This is a genomic window from Flavobacterium sp. J27, from assembly GCF_004303025.1.
Lineage (GTDB): Bacteria > Bacteroidota > Bacteroidia > Flavobacteriales > Flavobacteriaceae > Flavobacterium.
The window spans coordinates 236,456-260,521 of record NZ_PJQW01000005.1; the positions used below are offsets into that span (position 1 = coordinate 236,456).

Annotated in this window: 22 protein-coding genes; 20 read left to right on the forward strand and 2 right to left on the reverse strand. The window is 30.7% G+C overall.

Annotated features, from left to right (window positions below):
• Nucleotides 1-179: 179 nt before the first annotated feature.
• The 5 genes from CX675_RS19770 to CX675_RS09015 are packed head-to-tail and all read left to right on the forward strand — an operon-like array spanning nt 180 to nt 3,542.
• Nucleotides 180-353: a hypothetical protein gene (locus CX675_RS19770; RefSeq protein WP_165396010.1), complete on the forward strand. Its 174-nt coding sequence runs from the start codon at nt 180-182 to the stop codon at nt 351-353.
• A gap of 29 nt (nt 354-382) precedes the next feature.
• A complete protein-coding gene (locus tag CX675_RS19775) occupies nt 383-556 on the forward strand; it encodes a hypothetical protein (RefSeq protein WP_165396011.1) in 174 nt (57 codons plus the stop codon).
• Nucleotides 557-593: 37 nt separating this feature from the next.
• Nucleotides 594-776: a hypothetical protein gene (locus CX675_RS09005; protein WP_130734907.1), complete on the forward strand. Its 183-nt coding sequence runs from the start codon at nt 594-596 to the stop codon at nt 774-776.
• A 54-nt stretch (nt 777-830) separates the two neighbouring features.
• Nucleotides 831-2,849, forward strand: coding sequence for a sensor histidine kinase (locus CX675_RS09010; RefSeq protein ID WP_130734908.1), 2,019 nt, complete (start codon nt 831-833; stop codon nt 2,847-2,849).
• Between the two features lie 15 nt (nt 2,850-2,864).
• Nucleotides 2,865-3,542 (forward strand): response regulator, encoded by a 678-nt coding sequence (locus CX675_RS09015; protein WP_130734909.1) that lies wholly within the window; start codon nt 2,865-2,867, stop codon nt 3,540-3,542.
• A gap of 3 nt (nt 3,543-3,545) precedes the next feature.
• On the opposite strand, the gene CX675_RS09020 is transcribed toward CX675_RS09015, so the two are convergent.
• Nucleotides 3,546-4,685, reverse strand: a complete 1,140-nt coding sequence (locus CX675_RS09020; protein WP_130734910.1) for an ATP-binding protein — start codon at nt 4,683-4,685, stop codon at nt 3,546-3,548.
• 235 nt (nt 4,686-4,920) lie between these two features.
• Between CX675_RS09020 and CX675_RS09025 the strand changes: the two genes are divergently transcribed.
• The 9 genes from CX675_RS09025 (at nt 4,921) to CX675_RS09065 (ending at nt 15,270) form a co-directional block, all read left to right on the forward strand.
• A complete protein-coding gene (locus CX675_RS09025) occupies nt 4,921-6,027 on the forward strand; it encodes a DUF3103 family protein (protein WP_165396012.1) in 1,107 nt (368 codons plus the stop codon).
• Nucleotides 6,028-6,302: 275 nt separating this feature from the next.
• Nucleotides 6,303-7,307: a MoxR family ATPase gene (locus CX675_RS09030; RefSeq protein WP_130734912.1), complete on the forward strand. Its 1,005-nt coding sequence runs from the start codon at nt 6,303-6,305 to the stop codon at nt 7,305-7,307.
• Between the two features lie 82 nt (nt 7,308-7,389).
• Nucleotides 7,390-8,256, forward strand: a complete 867-nt coding sequence (locus tag CX675_RS09035; RefSeq protein WP_130734913.1) for a DUF58 domain-containing protein — start codon at nt 7,390-7,392, stop codon at nt 8,254-8,256.
• Between the two features lies 1 nt (nt 8,257).
• Nucleotides 8,258-9,880, forward strand: a complete 1,623-nt coding sequence (locus CX675_RS09040; protein ID WP_130734914.1) for a BatD family protein — start codon at nt 8,258-8,260, stop codon at nt 9,878-9,880.
• Nucleotides 9,877-10,881, forward strand: a complete 1,005-nt coding sequence (locus CX675_RS09045) for a VWA domain-containing protein (protein WP_130734915.1) — start codon at nt 9,877-9,879, stop codon at nt 10,879-10,881. The genes CX675_RS09040 and CX675_RS09045 overlap by 4 nt, the downstream gene beginning before the upstream one ends.
• 11 nt (nt 10,882-10,892) lie before the next feature.
• On the forward strand, nt 10,893-11,930 hold the full coding sequence (locus CX675_RS09050) for a VWA domain-containing protein (protein WP_130734916.1): 1,038 nt from the start codon (nt 10,893-10,895) through the stop codon (nt 11,928-11,930).
• Nucleotides 11,920-12,738 (forward strand): tetratricopeptide repeat protein, encoded by an 819-nt coding sequence (locus tag CX675_RS09055; RefSeq protein WP_240723614.1) that lies wholly within the window; start codon nt 11,920-11,922, stop codon nt 12,736-12,738. Before CX675_RS09050 ends, CX675_RS09055 begins: the two co-directional genes overlap by 11 nt.
• A gap of 1 nt (nt 12,739) precedes the next feature.
• On the forward strand, nt 12,740-14,500 hold the full coding sequence (locus tag CX675_RS09060; RefSeq protein ID WP_130734917.1) for a BatD family protein: 1,761 nt from the start codon (nt 12,740-12,742) through the stop codon (nt 14,498-14,500).
• Nucleotides 14,500-15,270, forward strand: a complete 771-nt coding sequence (locus CX675_RS09065; RefSeq protein ID WP_130734918.1) for a tetratricopeptide repeat protein — start codon at nt 14,500-14,502, stop codon at nt 15,268-15,270. The genes CX675_RS09060 and CX675_RS09065 overlap by 1 nt, the downstream gene beginning before the upstream one ends.
• An 83-nt stretch (nt 15,271-15,353) precedes the next feature.
• Here the strand turns inward: CX675_RS09065 and CX675_RS09070 are convergent, their stop codons facing one another.
• A complete protein-coding gene (locus tag CX675_RS09070) occupies nt 15,354-15,902 on the reverse strand; it encodes a CvpA family protein (protein WP_130734919.1) in 549 nt (182 codons plus the stop codon).
• A gap of 132 nt (nt 15,903-16,034) precedes the next feature.
• Between CX675_RS09070 and CX675_RS09075 the strand changes: the two genes are divergently transcribed.
• The 6 genes from CX675_RS09075 (at nt 16,035) to CX675_RS09100 (ending at nt 24,033) form a co-directional block, all read left to right on the forward strand.
• Entirely contained in the window at nt 16,035-16,391 is a 357-nt protein-coding gene (locus tag CX675_RS09075; RefSeq protein WP_130734920.1) for a hypothetical protein, read from the forward strand.
• Nucleotides 16,392-16,401: 10 nt separating this feature from the next.
• Entirely contained in the window at nt 16,402-17,082 is a 681-nt protein-coding gene (locus CX675_RS09080) for a response regulator transcription factor (protein WP_130734921.1), read from the forward strand.
• A 14-nt stretch (nt 17,083-17,096) separates the two neighbouring features.
• Nucleotides 17,097-18,443 carry a sensor histidine kinase KdpD gene (locus CX675_RS09085; RefSeq protein ID WP_205728618.1) on the forward strand — a complete coding sequence of 449 codons (1,347 nt, stop codon included), beginning with the start codon at nt 17,097-17,099 and terminating at the stop codon, nt 18,441-18,443.
• Nucleotides 18,444-18,515: 72 nt separating this feature from the next.
• Nucleotides 18,516-19,811 carry a TolC family protein gene (locus tag CX675_RS09090; RefSeq protein ID WP_130734923.1) on the forward strand — a complete coding sequence of 432 codons (1,296 nt, stop codon included), beginning with the start codon at nt 18,516-18,518 and terminating at the stop codon, nt 19,809-19,811.
• A gap of 4 nt (nt 19,812-19,815) precedes the next feature.
• The gene (locus CX675_RS09095) at nt 19,816-20,928 is read left to right on the forward strand and encodes an efflux RND transporter periplasmic adaptor subunit (RefSeq protein ID WP_130734924.1); all 1,113 of its coding nucleotides are present in this window, start codon (nt 19,816-19,818) and stop codon (nt 20,926-20,928) included.
• A 6-nt stretch (nt 20,929-20,934) separates the two neighbouring features.
• Nucleotides 20,935-24,033 carry an efflux RND transporter permease subunit gene (locus CX675_RS09100; RefSeq protein WP_130734925.1) on the forward strand — a complete coding sequence of 1,033 codons (3,099 nt, stop codon included), beginning with the start codon at nt 20,935-20,937 and terminating at the stop codon, nt 24,031-24,033.
• Nucleotides 24,034-24,066 lie beyond the last annotated feature (33 nt).

The window sequence follows — 24,066 nt, forward strand, 5'->3', positions numbered from 1 at the left end:
ATAATTATTATAACCGTTTCATTTTTAAATGTTTCTTGTACTACAGATGCGTATGATTCGGATATGGAAAACAATTCAGCTTCCATTCAATTAGACGATACTAGTACTACGACACAAACGGACCCTGTTATTATTCCTAAAAAAGACTAATCTCAAATATAATACTAAAATTAAACCTTATGAAAAGATTTTTATTATTTCTGGTAATTATTATAACCGTTTCGTTTTTAAATGTTTCTTGTACTACAGATGCGTATGATTCGGATATGGAAAACAATTCAGCTTCCATTCAATTAGACGATACTAGTACTACGACACAAACGGACCCTGTTATTATTCCTAAAAAAGACTAATCCCAAATATAATACTAAAATTAAACCTTATGAAAAGATTTTTATTATCTCTGGTAATTATTATAACCGTTTCGTTTTTAAATGTTTCTTGTACTACAGATGCGTATGATTCGGATATGGAAAACAATTCAGCTTCCATTCAATTAGACGATACTAGTACTACGACACAAACGGACCCTGTTATTATTCCTAAAAAAGACTAATCTTTTAAAATAACTATAGCATTTAAAATTTATTATTATGAAAAAAGCACTATTTTCTTTAAGTATTTTATTAGTAATTTCATCCTCTATAATTTCATACTTAACCGTCGATTTTAATTCTGAACGTCAGGAAATTGCTCAAGAAAGTCAAGTTAATAATATTGTATTATTAGGAGATAGTAATTCTTATAACCCAATACTTATCGTTAAAAACGATTAAATTGTGTAAGAAAATCATTAAATTTGTTATTCTATACAGATTAATTCTTGAATTTTGAAATATTTTGCTTTACTTATTTTTGTTTTTAATTTAATAAGTTGTTCTGAAAATAATAAGCAAGAACAAAAACTTGATATACAAAATCAAAGGATTAACAACTACCTTTCTTTAGCACAAAAAGAGACTATTTCCAAAGAAATGAGAATTCGATTTGGAGACTTAGCGTATGAAAGTATTAAGGTTCAGAAAAATGATTCTATTACTAGAAGAAATTATTTTAAAGTAGCCAATCGTTATTTTCCTCTTTATGAACTTGAAAAATATAAGAAAGTAACCACAGAAGTTCTTAAACTTGGAAGAGAAAGTAAAGATTCTGCTACTATAGCAAAAGCGTTGTATTATTTAGGAGATTATTTTTTCGAAAATGCAAAGAATGACAGTGCTTATTGGTATTATAATAACGCAGAGAAAATTTATAACAAAATTGATGATAAAGAAAACCTAGCCAATACAGTATTGCATAAAGCGTATGTTTTACGATTTGAAAAAGATTTTTTAGGTAGTGAAACTGCTACCATAAAAGCATTAGACATATCTGAAAAAATATCAGATAAACTACTTATATATCAATGTTATGGGAATTTAGGAATAGCACTTGCTGGACTAGGAAACTATGAAAAAGCACTTTATTATCATGAAAAAGCGTTGCTTCAAATTGAAAAATTAAAAGATAATTACTTGTATGAAGATTTTAAAGCGCAAACGTTTCATAATATAGGCTTAGTCTATCAAAGTAACAATCAGGATGAAAAAGCCTTGGAAAATTTTTCACAAGGGCTAAGAATAAATAATCTACTTAGAAAACAACCTGTTTTGTATTCAGCACTTTTAGATAATTATGCCTATTCAAAATTTAAACTTAATAACAATAAAGGATTTGAAGAGTTAAGCAGGGCCTTATTTATTAGAGACAGTATTAATAATATAGCTGGAATTATAAAAAGTAAAATTCATTTAACAGAATATTATCTATCAAAATCAAATACTTCTAAGGCATTACAATTAAATAATGAAGCCTATACATTAGCTAAAGAATCTAATTATAATAGTGAGATTTTAAAAACATTAGAATTATATACTAAAATTAATCCTTCTAACGGATTAAGTTATGCTAAAAAATATATTAAACTTAGTGATAGCTTATATGATCTAGAAAGAGCAACAAGAAATAAATTAGCTAGAATTGAATATGAAACAGATGAAATAATTCATGAAAATCAAGAAATATCAAGTCAAAAGAAGACTATTCTTACTGTTTCGATTTTAGTAGCATTCATTGGAGGCTTATTATTCATTATACTTTTCCAGAGAGCCAAACAAAAAGAGTTATTATTTACGCAAGAACAGCAAAAAGCCAATGAAGAAATTTATCAGTTAATGCTAGACCAACAAGCAAAGATTGATGAGGTTAAAAACATTGAAAAAAATAGAATAGCAAGAGAACTTCATGATGGAATTATGAATAAATTGGCAAGTACAAGACTTAATTTATTTATTCTTACTAAAAGAAATGACGAGGAAACCATTAAAAAATGTATTGGTCATATTAACGAAATTCAAAATATTGAGAAAGAAGTTAGAGTTATTGCTCATGAATTAAGCAATGATACTTTTTCTGAAAAAGGTAATTTTAAAACTATCTTAACCGAATTATTGTCTGAACAAAATGAATTATATAGTGCTACTTGTATTTATGATGTAGATAAAGATATTGTTTGGGAAAATATAGATATCGAAATAAAAATGAATTTGTATAGAATATTACAAGAAGCACTGAACAACTGTAATAAATATGCAAATGCAGAAAATATTTATGTTAACATTGATAAACAAGAAAAAATTGTAACTTTACAAATAACTGATGACGGGGAAGGCTTTAATACCAGTAAAGCCAGAAAAGGAATTGGGATGAAAAACATGCTTCAACGCACAGAAGCCGTTAAAGGAGAATTTAGTATTACTTCTGAAATTGGAAAAGGAACAACTATAATAATAAAATTACCAATCAATTAAAAATTATACTATACAATGGGATCTAAGAAAGTAAATATTTTCATGATTGACGATCACCCTTCAATGATTGAAGGTTATAAAAGCATTTTATCTTATAATGATTTAGGATATGAAATTATCGTAACGTCAGCTTTTGACTGTGAATCTGCCTACAAAAGAATGATGAAATCAGAAGATTTATATGAATTTGATATGGTCTTTCTAGATTTAAGCCTTCCTCCTTATGAAGAAAAAAATATTAATTCTGGACAAGATTTAGCACTTTTAGCTAAGAAAAAATATCCATTTGCAAAAATTGTAATATTAACTTCTCATGCTGAAGCTTTTATTTTGTATGATATTCAAACAAATATTGAACCTGATGGTCTTTTAGTGAAAAGTGATTTTACTGCTGAAGAATTCTTAAGAGCTTTCGAAGTAATTATTAATAAAGAAAAGTATGTAAGTAAAACAGTAAAAGAAAGTATTCAAGAAATGCTAGAAGTTAAAAATAATGTGTTTCTTGATGAAAATAATCGCACTATTATTTCATTACTTGCGCAAGGTGTACTTTCTAAAAACTTGCCAAATTATATCAATTTAGCTCAAAGTTCAATCGATAAAAGAAAAGCACAAATTAAAGATTATTTTTGTGTTAAAGGAGGAACAGATGAAGATATTGTTAGAGAAGCAAAGAGACAAGGTTTTGTGTAAAAATTAATTGTATTTCATTTTTCGCAAAACACGTATTGCTTCTTTGAATTCAACATATACTTTTGGATTATAAAACTTTTTGAAGGAATTTTTTCCTTCGATAAGTTTATGCTTTGCTTCTTCAAAACCATTTAAATAACATATCATTAAAGCGGAAGGAACTTTTAAAACATCTTTCTTTTCTCTTTCAGTTAAGCGGATTTCTTTTTCCAATTTTTTTAATAAACTTATGTTGGAATTATAAATATGATGCAGCATTTTTCTATTGTATTGTGGCGGTTCAAAAAGCATTTGAGTTGTCATTTTATAATATCCATTGTCAAAAAAAGTTATGGTAAGTCTCTCTAAAGGATAATAACTAGTCTTGTCATTTATTCCTAAAACAATATGTTCAGTTATAGTAAACGAGCTTTCATCATAAGAAATCGTTACATCATCTTGAGCAGAATAAAACAATTTTATTTGCTCATTAATTAATTCTATATCTACTCTAGAGTAAAATACGGTATTCCGTATATTCTTTTTTATTCCAGCCCAACAAACAACAAATAATTCTTTGAATACCTTATATTTACTAAACAAATCTTTGTGTTTGTTATTTATAAAATCTTGTACACCATCTAAGGTATGTTCTATACTGTTTCTCGAATTATTCTCAATACTAATAACCGTTTCTGTATTTACTTTTGAAAAAGGAATTTTTTCTTCTGTAGGAATAGAATTACTGCCTCTTCTTACAAAAACAGTGTTTGCAAGAATAGTATATATTCCTTTTTTAAACGAAGAAATTTTACTTTTAGGTTTTATAGTTACTAACCCTACTACTTTTTCTTTAGGTAAGTTAGGAAAAGGAACGTTTTCATATTGAATTCTAGGAGGGTTATCAATGTAAGCGTTTACCAAATTTTGAATTTTACTATCGTCAAAAAAATCATCGCCTACAATTTCATTATTTTCGTCTTCCACACCCACAATAATATATGAATTATTGGCTGGATTAGAATTCGATAAAGCACAAATATGTTTTAAGAACTTTGCCTTACCTTCTTTGGTATGTAAGTTTAATTGCCTTTTTTTATCATAAAAGCTACTTTCATCATTATGAGCTAATAAATTTTTAATCAGTAATCTTTTATTCAGCATCTTTTAGAAAATATTTGCTACTAATTTACAGTTTTATTTCAGCTCATTCAAAAATGTTTTGCAACTAAATTAATTTCTTGACAATCTGTTAAATATAACACAATGTTTTACCATATTTTCAAGGTTAAATTTTAACATTAAAGGCAAAAAACATGTAAATACAACCTGTGTATCTGTTGTAGTTTTACTACGATAAAAAATCAAACAAACAATAAAATTTTTTTAAAACATGAAAATGATGAAAACTAATTTCAGAAGAATCGCTTCACTTTTTGTCGTATCAAGTCTATTTTTTTCTTGTAGTAATGATACAAATCTTGATAATAACAGTCAAGAACTTAATTATGTAACTCAAGAAAAAATAGAATTAGCAAAGTATGTTGCCAATGCCTTAAAAACAAACAATGGAGCTGAGTTATTAAGTAATAGTAAATTTCAAAACCTCAATGAAATATTACTTTCTGAAATTTTAACCGATTTAAAAATGAATAATAATGAAGAATTTTTTTCTTCTGAAATTAAAAAAGAGGGTATTTTAGAGTGTTTTGTATATAATCAGGAAAAAATGAATGCAACTACGTTAAAGGATTTGCAAATCCTTTTTGCCCCAGTAGACGATAATACTAAAACGCTGGAAGGTATTGATATTAATGGAAATATAGTATTCGTTGATGCCTCTCAACCAAGTAACAAACCAATTCTTTTTATTGATCAACATGGTAAATATGAATTTCAAAAAAACATGAATTCGTTGAATGAAGAATTAAAGAAAAGAGGGTTTGATACTCAAATGACAACAGCAAACATTTCGGGAAAAGCAACAGCTGTAGATTTTAATAAAATAGATTCAATAAAGTTATCAGACGTACAAGAACCTTGGTTTAAAGGAAACCCAGAAATTTATGCCATTGTATTTAACTTTGATCAAAATTTTAATGAGCCCAGTGTACCGCCTTTAAGAGTGTTACAAATGCCTTATATCAAAAAGAAAAATGTATTATATACTCCAGAACAACCTTTTGTTTTTTGGAATGAACACACTCGAAATGCAGCTACCATGATTATTATGGAAGAGGATTCTGGCTTTGATTATGCAGGAGTTATTAACATTGTCGTACAAGCTATTGGAACAGGTGTAACATTAGGAACAGGAGACGCTGTTTGGACACCATTTGTAGTAAATACAGTTACGGCTGTTCTAGATGAAATAAAAGGAAGTTGGTCTACCGATTCTGATGATGAAATAGATCAATATTATATCATTAGAAAACAAAATGTGACCCAATTAAAAAGTGGTGCTAGTAACAATGCAGCAATAACCTATTCTTTCGAAACCTTATAGAAAATAAATTTAATCTTGAAAAGCACATTACTTAAATGTGCTTTTTTTGTTCTATTTAAAAAAAACAGAAAGTATTGATTAGGAACATTTTATTGTGTAAAAACGCTTTTTTCTAATAAAAATTCTTAAAACAATAAAAACAAAATCATAAATTACGCTTAAATAATGCTTAAGCGTAATTTTTTTAACGGTATATTAACATCGTAGTCCTAAATAAATTTTCAATTTTGAATTGTTAAATTTTTTTTGAAAATTTGAACCAAAATAAACTCAAAATGGAAGAAAATACTGCCACTCTAGATATTAGAGCAATTAATGAAAAAATAGAAAGAGAAAGTGCTTTTGTTGATTTGCTAACAATGGAAATGAATAAAGTAATTGTTGGTCAAAAACACATGATTGAAAGACTGTTAATTGGACTTTTAGGGCAAGGACATATTTTACTAGAAGGTGTTCCTGGATTAGCTAAAACATTAGCAATTAATACACTTTCACAAGCAGTACATGGTAGCTTTAGCAGAATTCAATTTACACCAGATTTATTACCTGCAGACGTTGTAGGTACTATGATTTACAATATTAAAGAAAACGATTTTACTATTAAAAAAGGACCTATTTTTGCCAATTTTGTATTAGCAGATGAGATTAATCGTGCTCCAGCAAAAGTGCAATCAGCTTTATTAGAAGCCATGCAAGAAAAACAAGTAACGATAGGTGAAAATAGTTTCAAACTAGATAAACCTTTTCTAGTAATGGCAACGCAAAACCCAGTTGAGCAAGAAGGTACATATCCATTGCCTGAAGCACAAGTAGACCGTTTTATGCTAAAAACAGTTATAGATTATCCAAAAATGGAAGACGAAAGATTAGTTATTCGTCAAAATTTATCTGGCGCTTTTGAAAAAGTAAATCAAGTGGTTACTTTAGAACAAATATTAAGAGCACAACAAGCAGTTAGAGAAGTTTATATGGATGAAAAAATTGAAAAATATATTTTAGATATTATTTTTGCTACACGATATCCAGAAAAATATAAATTAGAAAGTTTAAAACCACTAATTAGCTTTGGCTCTTCTCCAAGGGGTAGTATCAATCTAGCTACTGCAGCAAAATGTTATGCTTTTATCAAACGAAGAGGATATGTAATTCCAGAAGATGTTAGAGCAGTAGTGCATGATGTTTTACGTCATAGAATTGGAATTACATATGAAGCTGAAGCTGAAAATATTACTTCGGTAGATATCATTAATAAAATTGTTAATGAAGTTGAAGTGCCTTAAGATTAGTAGGCAGTAAACAGTAACAGTATGCAGTTTTGCTTTAATACTGAACACTTTTAACTGAACACTGAATACTAAAAAAATGGAAACGAAAGAAATACTCAAAAAAGTTAGAAAAATAGAAATTAAGACCAGAAGATTGAGCGATCATATCTTTTCTGGTGAATATCATACATCTTTTAAAGGAAGAGGAATGACTTTTTCTGAAGTACGTCAATATCAATACGGAGACGATGTAAGAGCTATTGATTGGAATGTTACGGCTAGATACAATGAACCTTATGTTAAGGTTTTTGAAGAAGAACGTGAACTAACCATGATGTTAATGGTAGACTGTAGTGGTTCTGAATCTTTTGGTTCTGTTAATCATTTTAAAAATGAAATTGTTACCGAAATTGCCGCTACTTTAGCTTTTTCGTCTACTCAGAACAACGATAAAGTAGGTTTAATTCTCTTTTCAGATGAAATAGAATTGTTTATTCCTCCTAAAAAAGGAAAATCTCATGTTTTGAGAATTATTCGAGAACTTATCGAATTTAAACCTAAAAGTAAAAAAACTGATTTAGCACAAGCGCTAAAATTTTTATCCAGTGTGATGAAGAAAAAAGCCATCGTATTTTTAATCTCCGATTTTATGGTAAAAGAATATGAACATACCTTAAAAATAGCGTCAAAAAAACACGATTTAACAGGGATTAGAGTATACGATAGAAGAGAGCAATCCATCCCTAATCTTGGTATTGTTAATATGTTAGATGCAGAAACAGGTGACACTTTTTTAGTAGATACGAGTTCAAAACAAGTGCGTTTGAATTATGAGAAATACTATAAAGAAAATGTAAAGTATTTCACCGAGATGTTTTCAAAATGTGGTGCTGGAACAGTAAGTGCAAGAGTAGATGAGAGTTATGTAACCAAATTGTTGGGGTATTTTAAAGCTAGAAATTAAGATGTTAAAAAAAGTAATATTAGTATTTTGTTTTTTATTCACGTCAATTGTTTTTTCTCAAACAATACAAACTACTATAGATTCTACTCAAATAAAAATTGGTTCTCAATTTAACTTAACCATTAAAGCAAATGTGACCCAAAATGATAAAGTTGTTTTTCCTGAAGGTCAGTTTTTTGGACAATTAGAGATTTTAGAGTCATACCCAATAGATTCCATAAAAAATGAGAATAAATTAGAATTAATAAAAAAATATGGATTAACCCAATTTGATTCTGGAAGATATGTAATTCCTCCCTTGCAAGTTATTATTAATAATAAAACAGTTAGAACTGATTCTTTTGCTGTTATGGTTAATCCAGTAGTAGTTGATACTCTAAAACAGCAAATGTATGATATCAAATCTATTATAACAGTAAATAAACCTACTGATTATTTTTGGTTGTATGTTTTATTAGGAATTATTGCCATTTTAGGAGTTGGATTTCTTTTATATTATTTCATCAAGAAAAAACAAATAAAAAAGAATGAAGAAGATGAAATTCTCTTCGCTTCACCAATCGAAAAAGCATTATCACAACTACAAAATTTAGAAGGTAAAGAACTTTGGCAAAAAGGAGAAACTAAAGCCTATTATTCTGAACTAACAGATATTACTAGATATTATTTAGAAGAAGCTGTAGCAATTCCTGCAATGGAAAGTACTTCAAATGAATTATTTGATACCTTAAGAACGACAATCAAGAAAAAGAAAATAAAAATAAGTCAAGACATTCTAGATAAATTTAAAAAGGTAATGGCAAATGCCGATTTAGTAAAATTTGCTAAATCAAAACCATTGGATTTTGAGATTGAAAATGACAAAAAAATGATTGATTCTTTCTTGATATCCATTGACAAAGCCATACCACGAACAGATGAAGAAAAAGAAAATTTATTTACCGAAGAGTTAAAAAGGAAAAGAAACCGTTCTCAAAAAATGAAACGCATTGGTATCCCTCTTACTTTTGTTTTTTTCTTACTGATTATAGGAGGTGTATTTATTGGAGTAACCAAAGGAACAGACTATATTAGAAATAACTGGTTAGGACATAACGCAAAATCGCTTTTAAATGAAGAATGGATTATTTCTGAATACGGTGACCCTGCCATTATCATCTCAACACCAAAAGTACTAAAACGTATTTCAGATGAACGTATTCAAAATAATTTGCCATCACATGTAAAAGCAAATGCTAAATTTATGTATGGTAGTTTATTAGATAATTTTTCAATTATTTTAAATACAACTGCTTTTAAAGACACAACCGTTGTAGATTTAAATCAAATTGTAGAGTATGATTTGAAAAATATGCAGACTTTAGGTGCTCAAAATATTACTGTAAAGGAGGAAGATTATGAAGATCCAAAAGGATTAAAGGGAAAAAAAGCATATGGAAACTTTTCTGTAATAAATCCTTTAAATAAAGATACACAACTAATGAGTTATGAATTATATGTTTTTTCTCAACCTGGTGGAGCACAAGAATTATTCCTAATTTACAGAAATGATGATGAATATGCAAAACAAATAATGGAAAGAGTAATTGCATCTGTTGAACTAAGAAAAACTGCTGAAAAATGAAAAATGTAACCTTTTTGCATCCTGAATTTTTCTGGCTGTTTTTGACTCTACCAATTGCAATTGCTTGGTATATCTATTCTAGAAAGAAAAATAGAGCAACCTTAAAAATGAGTTCTTTAGCTCCTTTTGCAACTGGGAAAACGATTTTGTCTAAAGTAAAACCTGCATTATTTATATTACGCCTTTTAGCTTTAGCTACAATTATTGTAGCATTAGCAAGACCAAGAAGTGTAGACGTAACTCAAAAATCAAAAACGACAAGAGGTATTGATATTGTAATGGCAATAGATGTTTCAGGAAGTATGCTTGCCAAAGATTTAAAACCAAATCGATTGGAGGCATTAAAGAGAGTGGCTGCAAAGTTTATTGAGGATCGTGTTAATGATAGAATTGGACTTGTAGTTTATGCTGGAGAAAGTTACACCAGAACACCAGTAACTTCAGATAAAACAGTAGTATTACAATCTCTTAGAACAGTAGATTATGACGATTCAATTATAGCAGATGGAACAGGTATTGGTGTTGGTTTGGCTACAGCAATTAATCGACTTAAAGACAGTAAAGCAAAAAGCAGAATTATTATCTTATTAACCGATGGAGTAAATAATGCTGGAACCATAGATCCACGAATGGCAGCAAATATAGCAGAACAATATGGAATTAAAGTATATACAATAGGAATAGGAACTAACGGTATGGCACCATTTCCTTATACAAAAACACTTAATGGTCAAATCCTATTTAGAAATATGAAAGTTGAAATCGATGAGGATTTAATGAAAGAAATTGCAAAAACAACTGAAGGGAAATATTTTAGAGCGACTAATAATAAAAAGTTAGAAGCGATTTATGCAGAAATAAATAAGTTAGAAACTACTGAAATAGAGGAAAAAAAATATTTTAATTATGATGAAAAATTTAAGCCTTTAGTTTGGTTAGCTTTTGCTTTAATTTTAATTGAAATAATCTTAAGAAATACCATTTTTAAAGGATTTGTTTAAAAGAATAGAAAATGTATCATAAGTTAGAAGAACCTGTATTGCTGTATTTGTTACTAATATTACCCATATTGGTACTTATTTTCTTGTTTCAAATCTATTGGAAAAAGAGAAAACAAAAAGAATTTGGTAATTTAGAATTAATAAAAAAATTAAGTCCAGAAAAATCTACTTTTAAACCAGTTTTAAAATTTATTACCGTTTTATTAGCTTTAACAGGTCTTATTTTAGCTTTGGTAAATCCAAAGATTGGAACTAAAATGGAAACAGTGAAACGACAAGGAATCGATATTGTTTTTGCTCTTGATATATCGAAAAGTATGTTGGCAGAAGATATTGCACCGAGTCGTTTAGAAAAATCAAAGCAATTAATCAGTCAAATTATTAATAATTTAGGAAGCGACAGAATAGGAATTGTAGGTTATGCAGGAAGTGCTTACCCTGTTTTGCCTATGACTACAGACTATAGTATTGCGAAAATGTATTTGCAAAATATGAATACCAATATGGTTTCATCACAAGGAACAGCCCTTAATGATGCTATTAATTTGGCAACAACTTATTTTGATGCCGTAGATACAAGTAAATTAATCATTTTGGTTTCTGATGGAGAAGATCATGGTGATGGAGCAGAAGAAGCTAGTGAAATAGCTAAAGAAAAAGGAATTAAAATAGCAACAATTGGTGTAGGAACGTTAGATGGCGGTCCAATTCCTATTAAAGGAGATAACGGCGTAATTGCAGAATACAAAAAAGATAATGAAGGACAAGTAGTGGTTACTAAATTAAACCCTGTTACCCTTCAAAATATTGCAAAAAACACAAAATCAGCTTATATTGAGGGAAATAATACGAAACAAGTATTGGAACAAATAAAACAAGTATTAGATACGATTGAAAAAACAGAATTTGAGTCACAAGAAATAGCGGAATATCAAACACAATATCAATGGTTCATTGGTGTCGCTTTTTTTCTGTTATTACTAGACGTTTTTTTCTTAGAAAGAAAAACTGCTTGGTTACAAAAATTAAACTTATTTAATGAAAGATAGTATGCAAAGGATAATCGTAGGAATAGCATTATGTATTTCTTCTCTACTTTTTAGTCAAAATAAAGACCAAAACTTATACGAAGGAACTACTTTTTTTGGAAGCAAAAATTATACAGCAGCGGAAAGCGATTTTAGAATTTCTCAAGCTACAAATGAGGATAAAAAAGCAGTAGCTAATTATAATTTAGGAAACAGCATTTACAGACAAAATCAACCTAGTGAAGCAAAATATAAATTTTTAAATGCTATTGAAAATGCCAAAACGAAAGAAGAGAAGCACAAAGCTTTCCACAATTTGGGTAATTCTTTAATGTTAGAAAAAAACTATGCAGGAGCAGTTGAAGCCTATAAAAATGCTTTGAGAAACAATCCTTTTGATGAGGAAACTAGATACAATTATGCTTTAGCTAAGAAAAAGCAGAAAGAAAATCCACCAAAAGACGATAAAAATAAAGATAAGGATAAAGACAAAAATCAAGATCAGAATCAAAAAAATCAAGATAAAAAAGAAGACCAAGGAGACGGAAAAGATAAAAAAGATAAGCAGGATAACGGACAAGATAAAGACAAAAAAGATTCCGACAAAGGAGATGAAAATGATAAGAAAAAGGAAGGTGATGATAAAAAAGATAACCAAAACGGTGATAAAAAAGAAGATGATAAAGGAAACCCAAAACCTTCAGGCGTAAACAAACAGCAAATTGAAAATTTATTAGATGCAGTAAACAATGCTGAAAAGAAAATTCAAGATAAATTGAACGCAAAAAAAGTGAAGCCAAGCCCTGCAACTAATGAAAAAGATTGGTAAAATGAAAAAGTCTTTCGTAATACTTTTACTTTTTATTCAAACAGCTCTATTAGCACAAGAAATTAACTTTGAAGCTAAACTGAGTAGAACTACTATTGGTTTAAATGAAAGAGTTCAAGTTTCTTTTACCATTAATCAAGATGGGGATAATTTTCAAGCGCCTAATTTTGAAGGGTTTAGAGTTGTTGGTGGGCCTTCACAATCAACAAGTTTTTCCTGGATAAATGGAGTTAAATCATTCAGTAGAAGTTATAGCTATGTTTTACAGCCCACACAAAAAGGGGTTTTAACCATTAAACAAGGAATTATTGAATATGAGGGGCAAACGTATAAAACTGTACCCGTAAAAATTACTGTCACGGATGCAATAGAATTACCAAAAGACCCAAATGATCCCGATTACAAAGTTGGAGAAGGGGTACATTTAGTCGCTGAGGTGTCAAATGATAATCCTTATTTAAACGAACCCGTAACGGTGGTTTATAAATTATATTTTAACCCAAGATTTCAAGTAAGAAATGTGCAAGAAGTCGATAATCCAAAATACAATGGTTTTTGGAGTCAGCAAATAAATATTGATAAATTGCAAGCAGTTCAAGGAAAATATAACGGTCAAGACTATGCACTCGTTGTGTGGAGAAAAGTAATTCTCTATCCACAAGAATCAGGTGCAAAACCGTTAGAGCCTTTAACCATTAGTTTAGATATTGATGTTCCTACAGGAAGAAGAAACTTTTTCTTAGAACCTGAGTATAAATCGGTAACCAAAACTATTTCGGCTGGAGCCAAAACCATTCAGGTAAAGCCGTTACCAGAAACAGGAAAACCACTTAATTTTAGTGGCGCAGTAGGGAAATTTAACTTTGAAGTAACTCCTTCTAAAACAGAACTTAGAAGTGGAGAATCTTTGGATTTAGAAATCAGTGTTTCTGGAATTGGAAATTTAAAATTATTTACATTACCAAAAACAGAATTTCCTAGTGCATTTGAAGTATTTGATCCTGAACATAAGGAAGAAGTGACAACACCTTTATCTGGAATGACTGGTAAAATAGCAGATAAATATACCATTATACCACAATTTAAAGGAAAATATACACTCAAACCTATAGAATTTTCTTATTTCGATTTAACTTCGAAATCCTATAAAACATTAACCTCAAAGGAAATTACTATTACAGTATTAGATAATCCTAATTTTACTTCTTCAAGACAGGAAGTAGCTACAAATGAAGCAAATAAACAACAATTAATAAAAAATAATTCCTTTCAATTTATAAAACTAAAATCTGACTTTGTACCCAAAAACAAAGAAAATTTCTTTGGAACTAACTTGTTTTATGGATTGCTTTTAGCTCCTTTTTTATGTATTCCAATAATTGTATTAGCTAGGAAGAAAAAAGAAGCAATTGATGCAGATGAATTTGGCAATAAAATTAGAAGAAACAATAAATTGGCTAAAAAGTATCTTTCAGAAGCTAAAAAACAAATGGGCAATAAAATTCCGTTTTATATGGCAATGGAAAGAGCATTACATAATTTCTTAAAAGCGAAATTACATATTGAAACTTCTGAAATGAGTAAGGAAAATATTCAGGAAATTTTAGAAAGTAAACAAGCACAAACAGAAACAATTACCCAGTTTATTCAATTAATGAACGATTGTGAGTTTGCCCGATATGCACCAGCTACTCATGTGGCAATGCAACAAGATTTTGAAAAAGCAGTTACCTTAATTTCTGAACTAGAAAAACAATTGTAATGAAGATAAAGAAAGTAATTTATATCGTTTTTTTAATTGTTACCAATTTGTTGTTTGCCCAAAAAACAACCACAACACTTTTTGATGCAGCTAATGATTTATATAGGAAAGAAAAATATACTGAAGCAATCGAGAAGTATGAAACCATTCTTAATCAAAAGAAAGTTGAATCTGCAGAATTATACTATAATTTAGGAAATTGCTATTATAAATTAGGAAAAGTAGCTCCTGCTATATATAATTTTGAAAAAGCATTATTACTTAATCCCAAAGATGAGGCTATAAAAACGAACCTTACTTTTGCTCAAAAAATGGCAATTGATGACATAAAGGTTATTCCTAAAGTAGGATTTTCTAATTTTTTATATGAAACCATATCGGTTTGTAGTGTTACTGCTTGGTCTTGGCTAGCGATTACTTTTTCATTAGTCTTTTTATTGTTTTTTATTGGGTATTATTTTTCCGCTACAACTGTAATAAAAAGAATATTTTTTGTAGGTATGTTTTTTCTTTTGAGTTTTATGTTTTCAAGTCTATTGTTTGCCTATATTTTAAATAGACAAAACAAAACCATTCGTCCCGCTATTGTTTTTGAAGAATTAGTAAATGTAAAAACTGAGCCTAAAACAACTGCTGAAAATGCGTTCATGCTTCATGAAGGCACAAAAGTTTTTGTAAAAGAAACGTTAGATAACTGGAAGCGAATTGAACTTACAGACAAATCGGAAGGTTGGATTAAAAAAGAGGCTATCCAAGAATTAAAAGAATAAAAATTTCTTAGTTTCCCTTTTTAAATTATCTATCTCATTTTGTTTTACGAATTATCATTTAATAAAGTTATAATTAAAAGCAACTATTCTTCTGCCTCATTTTTTTCTGTATTTTCATTTTCCCTTTTCTTCTTTTCACTAAAATCAGTGTACCATTCTTCAATTTTAGGATATATAAAAGCGGCAATCTCTTTGGTAGGATAATAAAATATAGATTCGTCTAATGTTTCTTGCTTCACTAAGATATTATTACTATTTACTTTTTCAAATAATAAAATCACAATACTTAACAATAAAATGGTTTTTAAACTACTAAAAACTGCTCCAGCTAATTTGTTCATCCAACCTAAATAAGCAAAATCAGCTATTTTAGTCAATAATCTTGCAGAAAGATGAATCAAGACTACGACTAGTATAAAAGTTAAAGCAAAGGCTGTTATTTCTATATATTTGGGTTCCCAATCCACCTTTGGTTCTAAGCTATTTTTAATAACATAAGAAAATTTAATAGCTACAAAAATTCCAGCTACTAAAGCAATTAAGGAAGCCAATTCCACAAACAGCCCGTTCTTAATTCCTTTGTATAATGCATAACATAATAAAACAGCAAATACGATATCGATAAAATTCATTCTAATTTAAAAAAGCGTTCAAAAGAATAAAGATACTAGAAATTATTTAAAACCAAATTTCAGCTTTATCTTTGCAGAATTAATTTAGAAAGTTGAGAAAATCTTTTCTCTTTTTTCTTTCATCTATAAAAAATGTCAAGAGACGAACAATTAAAAGAACGCTGGGAAAGTGTAGTCAAAATATTATCCGATAAGTTCGCTGATGGTGATGAGCTCGATTTAGAATCCATTATTTATTTAATAGGTGTTCAGGAATTAGGAAAATTCAAACAAGAATTTAAAAAGGACGAAAAAGTAAATCTCATGCATATTGCTATTTGTCGCTTATTAGAACCTTATGGTTACTATGAATTTGAGTATTTTGATAATGACGGTTGGCCACATTACAAAATAAAAGAAGAATTACCTTCTTTAAAAGCTGGTGAACAAGCCGTTTTAATGAAAGATGCCATCGTAAACTACTTTTTAGAAAAGGAATTGATAGATTAAAAAATAGAAAATGAAAATTCTACTGGTTGAGGATGATCCTACATTAAATAAAAATATTAGCGAAGTACTTCAAGCTGAAGGGCTTTTAGTAAAAGTGGTTTATGATGGAATTTTAGCTGAAAAACTACTTAAAAATAATACATTTGATGTTGTCGTTTTAGACGTTAATCTTCCTGGTAAAAATGGTTTCGAAGTGTGTAAAAGTTTCCGTTTGTGGAACACTCAAACACCTGTTTTATTACTTACTGCTTTTGATGATATTGAAGATAAAGTGCATGGTTACAATGCTGGAGCTGATGATTATTTGACAAAACCGTTTTTAATGCGCGAACTTATTTTGCGTCTAAATGCGTTGGTAAAAAGAAAGTCAAATTTGTCCAAAAAAAATCAAGAAACCAAGATATTTTTTGATGACATTGTAATTGATTTGCAATCCAAAACTGTTTTTAGAAATTCAGTTACCATTGAATTAACATTCCGAGAATACCAAATTTTGGTCAAATTGATTGAAGCTAATGGCGATTTTGTTTCTAAAACCGATTTAATCGAAACTATTTGGGGAAAATCATTCGATGCAAATACGAATACTATTGAAGTGTATATCAATTTTTTACGAAAAAAAATAGACAAACCTTTCGATAAAAATACCATTAAAACAAAAGTTGGTTTTGGCTACTATCTAGAAAGATGAAAATTGTAAATAAAATGCAAACGTACTTTTCGGCAGTAACAATTTTGTTGCTTGCTTTCACGCTTGCAGTTATTTATTTTTTGTTTGCTGCCTATCGCGAAGAAGATTTTCAGCAACGCCAAAAAGATAAAATCTACATTACACTTCGTTTTTTGAGTGAATTTCAAGATATCGACAATACGATTTTGGAAAAACTCGGAAAAACGGATGTCGATCAAATGTATGATGAAAAACTGTTGATTTTTGACGCCAATAAAAAGTTGGTCTACTCCAGTATTGATGATACTCCTATCGATTATTCCGCTAAAATCTTAGAAACACTTTCCGAAAACAAGAATTGGTACGAAGGAAAAGACAACTTGTACGATGTTGTGGGTGTTTATCTAAAAAAAGGGAATGCTTCTTACTACGGAATTTCAAAAGCCTATGATACGTATGGGTATACCAAACTGAATTTCTTGAAATACATTCTGTTGGCAACTTTTATTTTTATCTCTATTGTTGTCATTTTGGTCGTGAATTATGTTTCTAAAAAGGTCTCTTTTCCTTTGGTTGAAATGACCAAAAAAATCAGCAATTTTAATTTGGATTCCAATATTGATTTTTCCACTACCGATTCTTCAATTGCTGAAGTGAGCGTGCTAAAACAACAGTTTGAAGAAATGACGAATCGTTTGCATCAATCGTTTGCTTTTCAAAAAAATGCAGTCCAACATATTTCGCACGAACTCAAAACGCCTATTGCCATTTTGGTTTCCAATTTTGAACAAATGGAAAAAGAGCAAAATGTTACTTCACTCCAAAAGTTGATTCAGGAACAAAAAGACAATACTAAAAAACTAAGCGAAATTATTTCGGTTTTACTCGAAATTTCTAAGTCAGAAAGCAATCAAAAAAGAGCGATAACTAAGTTTAGAATCGACGATTTAATTTACGATACCATTGCCGATTTGAATTTGCTATATCCTGATTTTGTTTTTGCAGTCGAGTATGTTGCCATTGAAGGCGAAAATGTTTTAAATCTGGAAGCTAATCAAAACTTAATCAAGTTAATGTTGACTAATTTGATGGTAAATGCGGTTAAATATGCAAGCGAAAGCAAAGCGAATATCAGTATTTCAACTTCAAACGAAAATGAATTAGCACTTACTTTTTCCAATAAAGGCAATAGTTTAACCGAAGGAGAACAAAAGGTAATGTTTCAGCATTATTTTAGAGGAAAAAACAGCAACAAAGCTTCTGGTTTAGGTTTAGGATTGTTTTTTGTGTATAAAATTATGCAATTGCATAAAGGAAAAATTGAATATCAATTCATTGAAAATCAAACTAATATTTTTACTATAAAACTTCCTTTAAGCTAAATTTTATTTCTATTAAGGTTATTTTAAGGTCATTATAATCATTTTTGCTACTCAATTTTAAATGCAACAAAAATGACTTTAAAATATTGGAAAATCGTATGGATTTACTGTTTTTTCATCTCGTCTATCACTGCGCAAGACACGCTTCGTTTAAGCAGAATAGATTGTGAAGCTATTTTTCTAAAAGAGAATCTAACGTTAATTTCCGAAAAATTAGAAATCAATAAAGCCGAAGCTCAGGTAATTCAGGCTAAACTGTGGCCCAATCCTACTTTTACATTAGATCAAGTGAATTTATGGGCAACACCATCACAACGTCAACATCAAGAAGTGGTACCGCCATTGGTTGGCGATTTTGGGCGAAACCTACAATTTAGTGCTGAACTAGAACAGTTGATTTACACCGCTGGAAAACGAAAAAAACGAGTTGCTATTGAGCAAGTAGGCGTGGAAAAATCCAAACAATATTTCGAAGATTTATTACGAGGTTTAAAAGTTGAATTTCGTAATCAATTAACCAATTTACAATACTTGCAGTTGTACCGAAAAGTGTATGTAAACCAAGTAGAATCACTAAATAAGTTGATTGCAGCTTACCAAAATCAAGTAACGCAAGGCAATGTTTCTAAAAGCGAATACATTCGGTTGAAAGCGCTTCAAATTGAAGTTTTTAAAAGCATCAATTCGATTGATAAAGAACTGCACGAATCGCAAAAAGAGTTGAAAAATTTAATGAAACTCAATCCAACCGTCGTTTTGGAACTCAATCCGGAAGGTTTCGAAAAAAGTAACGAAAACATTGGCTTTTTAGATGTGAAAGATTTAGTTAATCAAGCTAAAGAATCTCGTCCCGATTTTAAATTTGCCGAACTGGAACAAACCTATTACGATAAAATGGTTGCGTACGAACGCACTCAAAAAACACCAGATGTTACGTTCAAAGCGTTGTACGACAGAAACGGAAGTACCATGATCAACTTCGTTGGTTTTGGGTTGTCGTTCGATTTGCCTTTTTTCAATAGAAATCAAGGAAACATCAAAATGGCGCAAATTGGTCAGGAACAAGCTAAATTTCAATTTCAGGAAAAAGAATTGTCCGTGGAAAACGAAGTGATTTTGGCTTTCCAAAACATCAATCGTTCGTTCGAATTCTTAACGCACATCGAACCCGATTACGAAAAAACAATCGATGCGATGTTAACGAGTTACATGCAAAACTTCAGATTACGCAACATCAGTTTACTAGAATTTCTCGACTTTTTTGATACGTATTTGGAAAACAAACAAGCCATTTTAGAAGCGGTTAAAGAAGTGAACGAAAAAGCAGAAGAACTCAATTTTGCGGTTGGAAAAGATATTATTAATTAAAAAAATGAATAACATGTTTCATATCAAGAAAATCGGAGCATTTGCCATAGGTTTATTGTTTACCGTAAGTTGTACCAAACAAGTAGCAAAAGCAGACGAATCGGTATCCAAAGAATATTGCATCAGCGGCAGTTTAAAATCTAAAATTGCATTTGATACTATTGTTAAAAAGAAAGTTACTGATGCCATTCATCTAACGGGCGCTGTTGAAGCCAATCCAGATCAAGTCGTGCATTTTATCAGTTTGGTAAACGGAGTGATTTCCAAAACCTATTTTACATTGGGCGACAAAGTTCAAAAAGGTCAGGTTTTAGCCGAATTGAGAAGTACAGAATTGATTGGCATGCAAGCCGAATTAAAAACGGCAGAATCTCAAATTAAAGTTTCCGAAAAGAATTTGCAAGCAGTTCAATCTATGTTTAACGACGGAATTTCTTCGGAAAAAGAATTATTGCAAGCACAAAGCGAATTAGCAATTTTAAAAACAGACAAAATTAAAATAAGTTCCAATCTTCAATTGTATAGCGCAAGTGCCGAAAAAGGTGTGTTCCAAATCAAAGCACCAACTTCTGGAATTATAACTGATAAAACCATTTCTGCCGGAACCCAAATCACCGCGGAAGGCGAACCGTTATTTACCATTTCAAATTTAAACGAAGTTTGGGCAATGGTGAACATTCATGCTAGCAATGTTCAGAATATCAAAGAAGGAATGCCGGTTAATATTAAAACATTGTCGTATCCGAGAGAAATTTTTAAAGGAACAATAAAAGTGGTTTCGCAAGTCTATGACAACGAAGAGCGCGTATTAAAAGCGCGAGTGATTTTGAATAATGCTGATGGTCGTTTGAAACCGGGAATGCTTGTTGATGTTATTGCTATAGAACTCAAAGATATCGAAGCTTTAAGTGTGCCTACAGACGCTATTATTTTCGATAATAATGAAAATTTTGTAGTTCTTTATAATGACGATTGCGATGTGAAAATTGTGAAAATTGATGTCATTTCAAAACATGAAAAAATGATTTATGTAGCCAATAATTTTCAGGAAGGACAAAAAATAATCGCTAAGAATCAGCTTTTGATTTTTGAACAACTTAAGAATTTCCAAAACTAAGAAACAATGCAAAAGTTAGTACAAAAAATAGTTGCTTTTTCACTAAAGAATCACATTGTCGTTTTCTTTCTCACTGCGGTATTGTTAATCGCGGGAATCATCAGTTACATTCATGCACCAATTGAAGCTTTCCCCGATGTGACCAATACGCGTGCACGAGTGATTACGCAATGGCCCGGAAGAAGTGCCGAAGAAGTAGAAAAATTCATTACGCTTCCCATTATGAAGCAAATGAATACCATTCCTAAAAAAGCACAAGTTCGATCGATTTCCTTGTTTGGATTATCAGTTGTAACAGTTATTTTTAATGATGATGTAGAAGATTTTTACGCGCAACAATATGCTTCAAATCGTTTGCAAAATGTGGATTTACCCGAAGGTGCCGATGCAGGAATTGAACCGCCTTATGGTGCAACAGGAGAAATTTTTCGTTATGTTTTAAAAAGCGACCGACCAATAAAAGAATTAACCGCACTTCACGATTGGGTTATCGAAAGAGAATTGGTTTCTGTTCCTGGAGTTGCCGATGTGGTAAGTTTTGGTGGAGAAGAAAAAACGTATGAGATAAAAATTAATCCAACGGAGTTAGCCAATTACGATTTGTCGCCACTTGATGTTTATGAGGCGGTTTCCAAAAGTAATATTAACGTGGGTGGTGATGTCATTGAAAGAGGAAGCCAAGCTTATGTTGTGCGAGGAGTTGGTTTATTGGATAAAATCGAAGACATCGAAAACATTTTAATCGAAGTAAAAGGAACTACGCCTATTTTGGTAAAACACGTTGCTGAAGTCAAAATTTCGGCAAAACCAAGATTAGGTTCTGTAGGTTTACAAGATAAAGATGATTTGGTGGAAGGTATCGTCGTAATGTTGCGAGGTGAAAATCCAGCTGATGTTATTGGTGCTTTAAAAGATAAAATCGAAGAACTCAACACGCGAATTTTACCCAAAGATGTAAAAATTGAGCCGTTCATCGATCGAACAGAATTAGTGGAAACTACGGTTCATACGGTAACTAAAAACTTGGTTGAAGGCGTAATTTTAGTATCACTTATTGTATTTATCTTTTTGAACAATTGGCGACTCACTTTAATCGTTTCTTCAGTTATTCCATTAGCGTTTTTGTTTGCCATTGTGATGTTGCGCATCAAAGGAATGCCGGCTAACTTAATTTCAATGGGTTCACTCGATTTTGGTTTGTTGCTCGAAGGTGCTTTGGTTATTTCCGAAGTCGTCTTTGTAGGGCTCGAACAAAAAGCTCATGAACTCGGAATGGAAAAATTCAATCGAATTTCAAAATCTGGTATCATTAAAAAGAGTGCCACTAGCGTAGCTTCGTACATCTTTTTTGCTTTATTCATTTTGATTATTGCGTTGTTGCCTATTTTCTCGTTCCAAAAAGTAGAAGGTAAAATGTTTTCGCCTTTGGCTTACACCTTAGGTTTTGCGTTACTAGGTTCGTTGTTGCTGAGTTTGACCTATGTTCCGGCAATGTGTAAAGTGTTGTTGACCAAAAATATTGTCGAAAAAGAGAATTTTATCACGCGAAGTTTCCGCAACGGCTTGTTTAAGTTATATGAATTTACGGCACGCCATAAAAAAGGAACTATTATTACGTTTATTGTAATTTTTGTTGCGAGTGTTATCGGGATTTTAAATCACGGAACGGAATTTTTACCAAAGTTAAACGAAGGAGCTATTTACGTTCGCGCCACTTTGCCTAATAGTGTCAATTTGGAAGAATCGAAACGTTTGGCACTCGAAATGAAAACCAAATTACTCGATTTTGAAGAAGTAAAATTTGTATTGAATCAAGTTGGGCGACCAAATGACGGAACCGATCCAACAGGTTTTTTCAATATCGAATTTCACATTCAGTTGAAACCAGAAGGCGATTGGAAAAAGAAAATTTCGAAAGACGAATTAATCGAAGAAATGCGTTCGTCTTTACAAACCTATCCCGGAATTGTCTTTGGATTTAGCCAGCCAATTCAAGATAATGTGGAAGAATACGTAGCTGGAGTAAAAAGTTCGTTGGTCGTTAAAATTTTTGGTGACGATTTGTTCCAATTGGAAGAATATGCCAATCAAGTTGCGGGAAGCATCAAAGATGTGGAAGGTATTCAAGATTTGAATGTTTACCGAAACATTGGTTTACCCGAGTTGAGAATTCAGTTGCACGATCATTTACTAGCACGCTACGGAATTGACAAAAGCGATGCACAAGCGGTTGTAGAAATGGCTATTGGAGGTAGAGAGGCTACCACTTTTTATGAAAATGAACGAATGTTTGATGTGCGCATTCGCTTTGCTAAAGAATACCGAGATGATGAAGAGAAAATTGGCGAAATTTTAATTCCTACTAAAGACAATCGTAAAATACCATTAAAAGAAATTTCAACTATCTCTTATTTAACAGGACCAACATTTATTTACCGTGAAGGAAGCAGTCGTTACATTGCTGTTGGTTTTAGTATAGAAGGACGCGATTTAGGAAGTACCATTACCGAAGCCAAACAAAAAGTGGAGCAAGCAGTTCAATTACCTAATTCGTATAAAATGGAATGGGCAGGAGAATTTGAATCCAAAGAAAGAGCAACTAAACAGTTAATTACAATTGTTCCGGTGTCGTTGTTATTAGTCATGTTTTTGTTGTGGATGAATTTTCAAGGGAATAAAAAAGACACGTTGGTTTCGTTTATCGTATTGCCATTTGCGTTTATCGGAGGTTATTTTTCTTTATTTGTGACCAATACTACTTTCGGAATTTCATCAGGAATTGGATTTATCATTCTTTTTGGTGTAGCCACCATAGACGGAATTGTATTAATCGGAAACATTAGGCAAAATCTGAATGAGAAAATGTTGTTGAAAGAAGCGATTTCAAAAGGCGTTTATGCAAGAATTCGACCGGTTTTAATGATTGCTTTAATGGGTTCTATGGGATTGCTTCCGGCAGCTTTATCAACAGGAATGGGATCTGAAGTACAAAGACCTTTAGCCATTATGATTGTGGGTGGATTGATAGTCTGTATGATATTATCAATTACAGTTTTACCGCAAGTATATTATTATGCATTAAAGAAAGAAAAAATTAAAAAATAAATCTTTTTTGGTTAATTAAAAATGTATTCATAT

Bases quoted from the DNA above. Each gene is read 5' to 3' on its own strand.
- CX675_RS09080 (WP_130734921.1), top strand. From the start codon at position 16,402: ATGAAAATTCTACTGGTTGAGGATGATCCTACATTAAATAAAAATATT.
- CX675_RS09045 (WP_130734915.1), top strand. From the start codon at position 9,877: ATGAAAAATGTAACCTTTTTGCATCCTGAATTTTTCTGGCTGTTTTTG.
- CX675_RS09015 (WP_130734909.1), top strand. From the start codon at position 2,865: ATGGGATCTAAGAAAGTAAATATTTTCATGATTGACGATCACCCTTCA.
- CX675_RS09005 (WP_130734907.1), top strand. From the start codon at position 594: ATGAAAAAAGCACTATTTTCTTTAAGTATTTTATTAGTAATTTCATCC.
- CX675_RS09100 (WP_130734925.1), top strand. From the start codon at position 20,935: ATGCAAAAGTTAGTACAAAAAATAGTTGCTTTTTCACTAAAGAATCAC.
- CX675_RS09095 (WP_130734924.1), top strand. From the start codon at position 19,816: ATGAATAACATGTTTCATATCAAGAAAATCGGAGCATTTGCCATAGGT.
- CX675_RS09025 (WP_165396012.1), top strand. From the start codon at position 4,921: ATGATGAAAACTAATTTCAGAAGAATCGCTTCACTTTTTGTCGTATCA.
- CX675_RS09035 (WP_130734913.1), top strand. From the start codon at position 7,390: ATGGAAACGAAAGAAATACTCAAAAAAGTTAGAAAAATAGAAATTAAG.
- CX675_RS19775 (WP_165396011.1), top strand. From the start codon at position 383: ATGAAAAGATTTTTATTATCTCTGGTAATTATTATAACCGTTTCGTTT.
- CX675_RS09040 (WP_130734914.1), top strand. From the start codon at position 8,258: ATGTTAAAAAAAGTAATATTAGTATTTTGTTTTTTATTCACGTCAATT.
- CX675_RS09020 (WP_130734910.1), bottom strand. From the start codon at position 4,685: ATGCTGAATAAAAGATTACTGATTAAAAATTTATTAGCTCATAATGAT.
- CX675_RS09050 (WP_130734916.1), top strand. From the start codon at position 10,893: ATGTATCATAAGTTAGAAGAACCTGTATTGCTGTATTTGTTACTAATA.
- CX675_RS09085 (WP_205728618.1), top strand. From the start codon at position 17,097: ATGCAAACGTACTTTTCGGCAGTAACAATTTTGTTGCTTGCTTTCACG.
- CX675_RS09070 (WP_130734919.1), bottom strand. From the start codon at position 15,902: ATGAATTTTATCGATATCGTATTTGCTGTTTTATTATGTTATGCATTA.
- CX675_RS19770 (WP_165396010.1), top strand. From the start codon at position 180: ATGAAAAGATTTTTATTATTTCTGGTAATTATTATAACCGTTTCGTTT.
- CX675_RS09030 (WP_130734912.1), top strand. From the start codon at position 6,303: ATGGAAGAAAATACTGCCACTCTAGATATTAGAGCAATTAATGAAAAA.
- CX675_RS09065 (WP_130734918.1), top strand. From the start codon at position 14,500: ATGAAGATAAAGAAAGTAATTTATATCGTTTTTTTAATTGTTACCAAT.
- CX675_RS09055 (WP_240723614.1), top strand. From the start codon at position 11,920: ATGAAAGATAGTATGCAAAGGATAATCGTAGGAATAGCATTATGTATT.
- CX675_RS09075 (WP_130734920.1), top strand. From the start codon at position 16,035: ATGTCAAGAGACGAACAATTAAAAGAACGCTGGGAAAGTGTAGTCAAA.
- CX675_RS09090 (WP_130734923.1), top strand. From the start codon at position 18,516: ATGACTTTAAAATATTGGAAAATCGTATGGATTTACTGTTTTTTCATC.
- CX675_RS09060 (WP_130734917.1), top strand. From the start codon at position 12,740: ATGAAAAAGTCTTTCGTAATACTTTTACTTTTTATTCAAACAGCTCTA.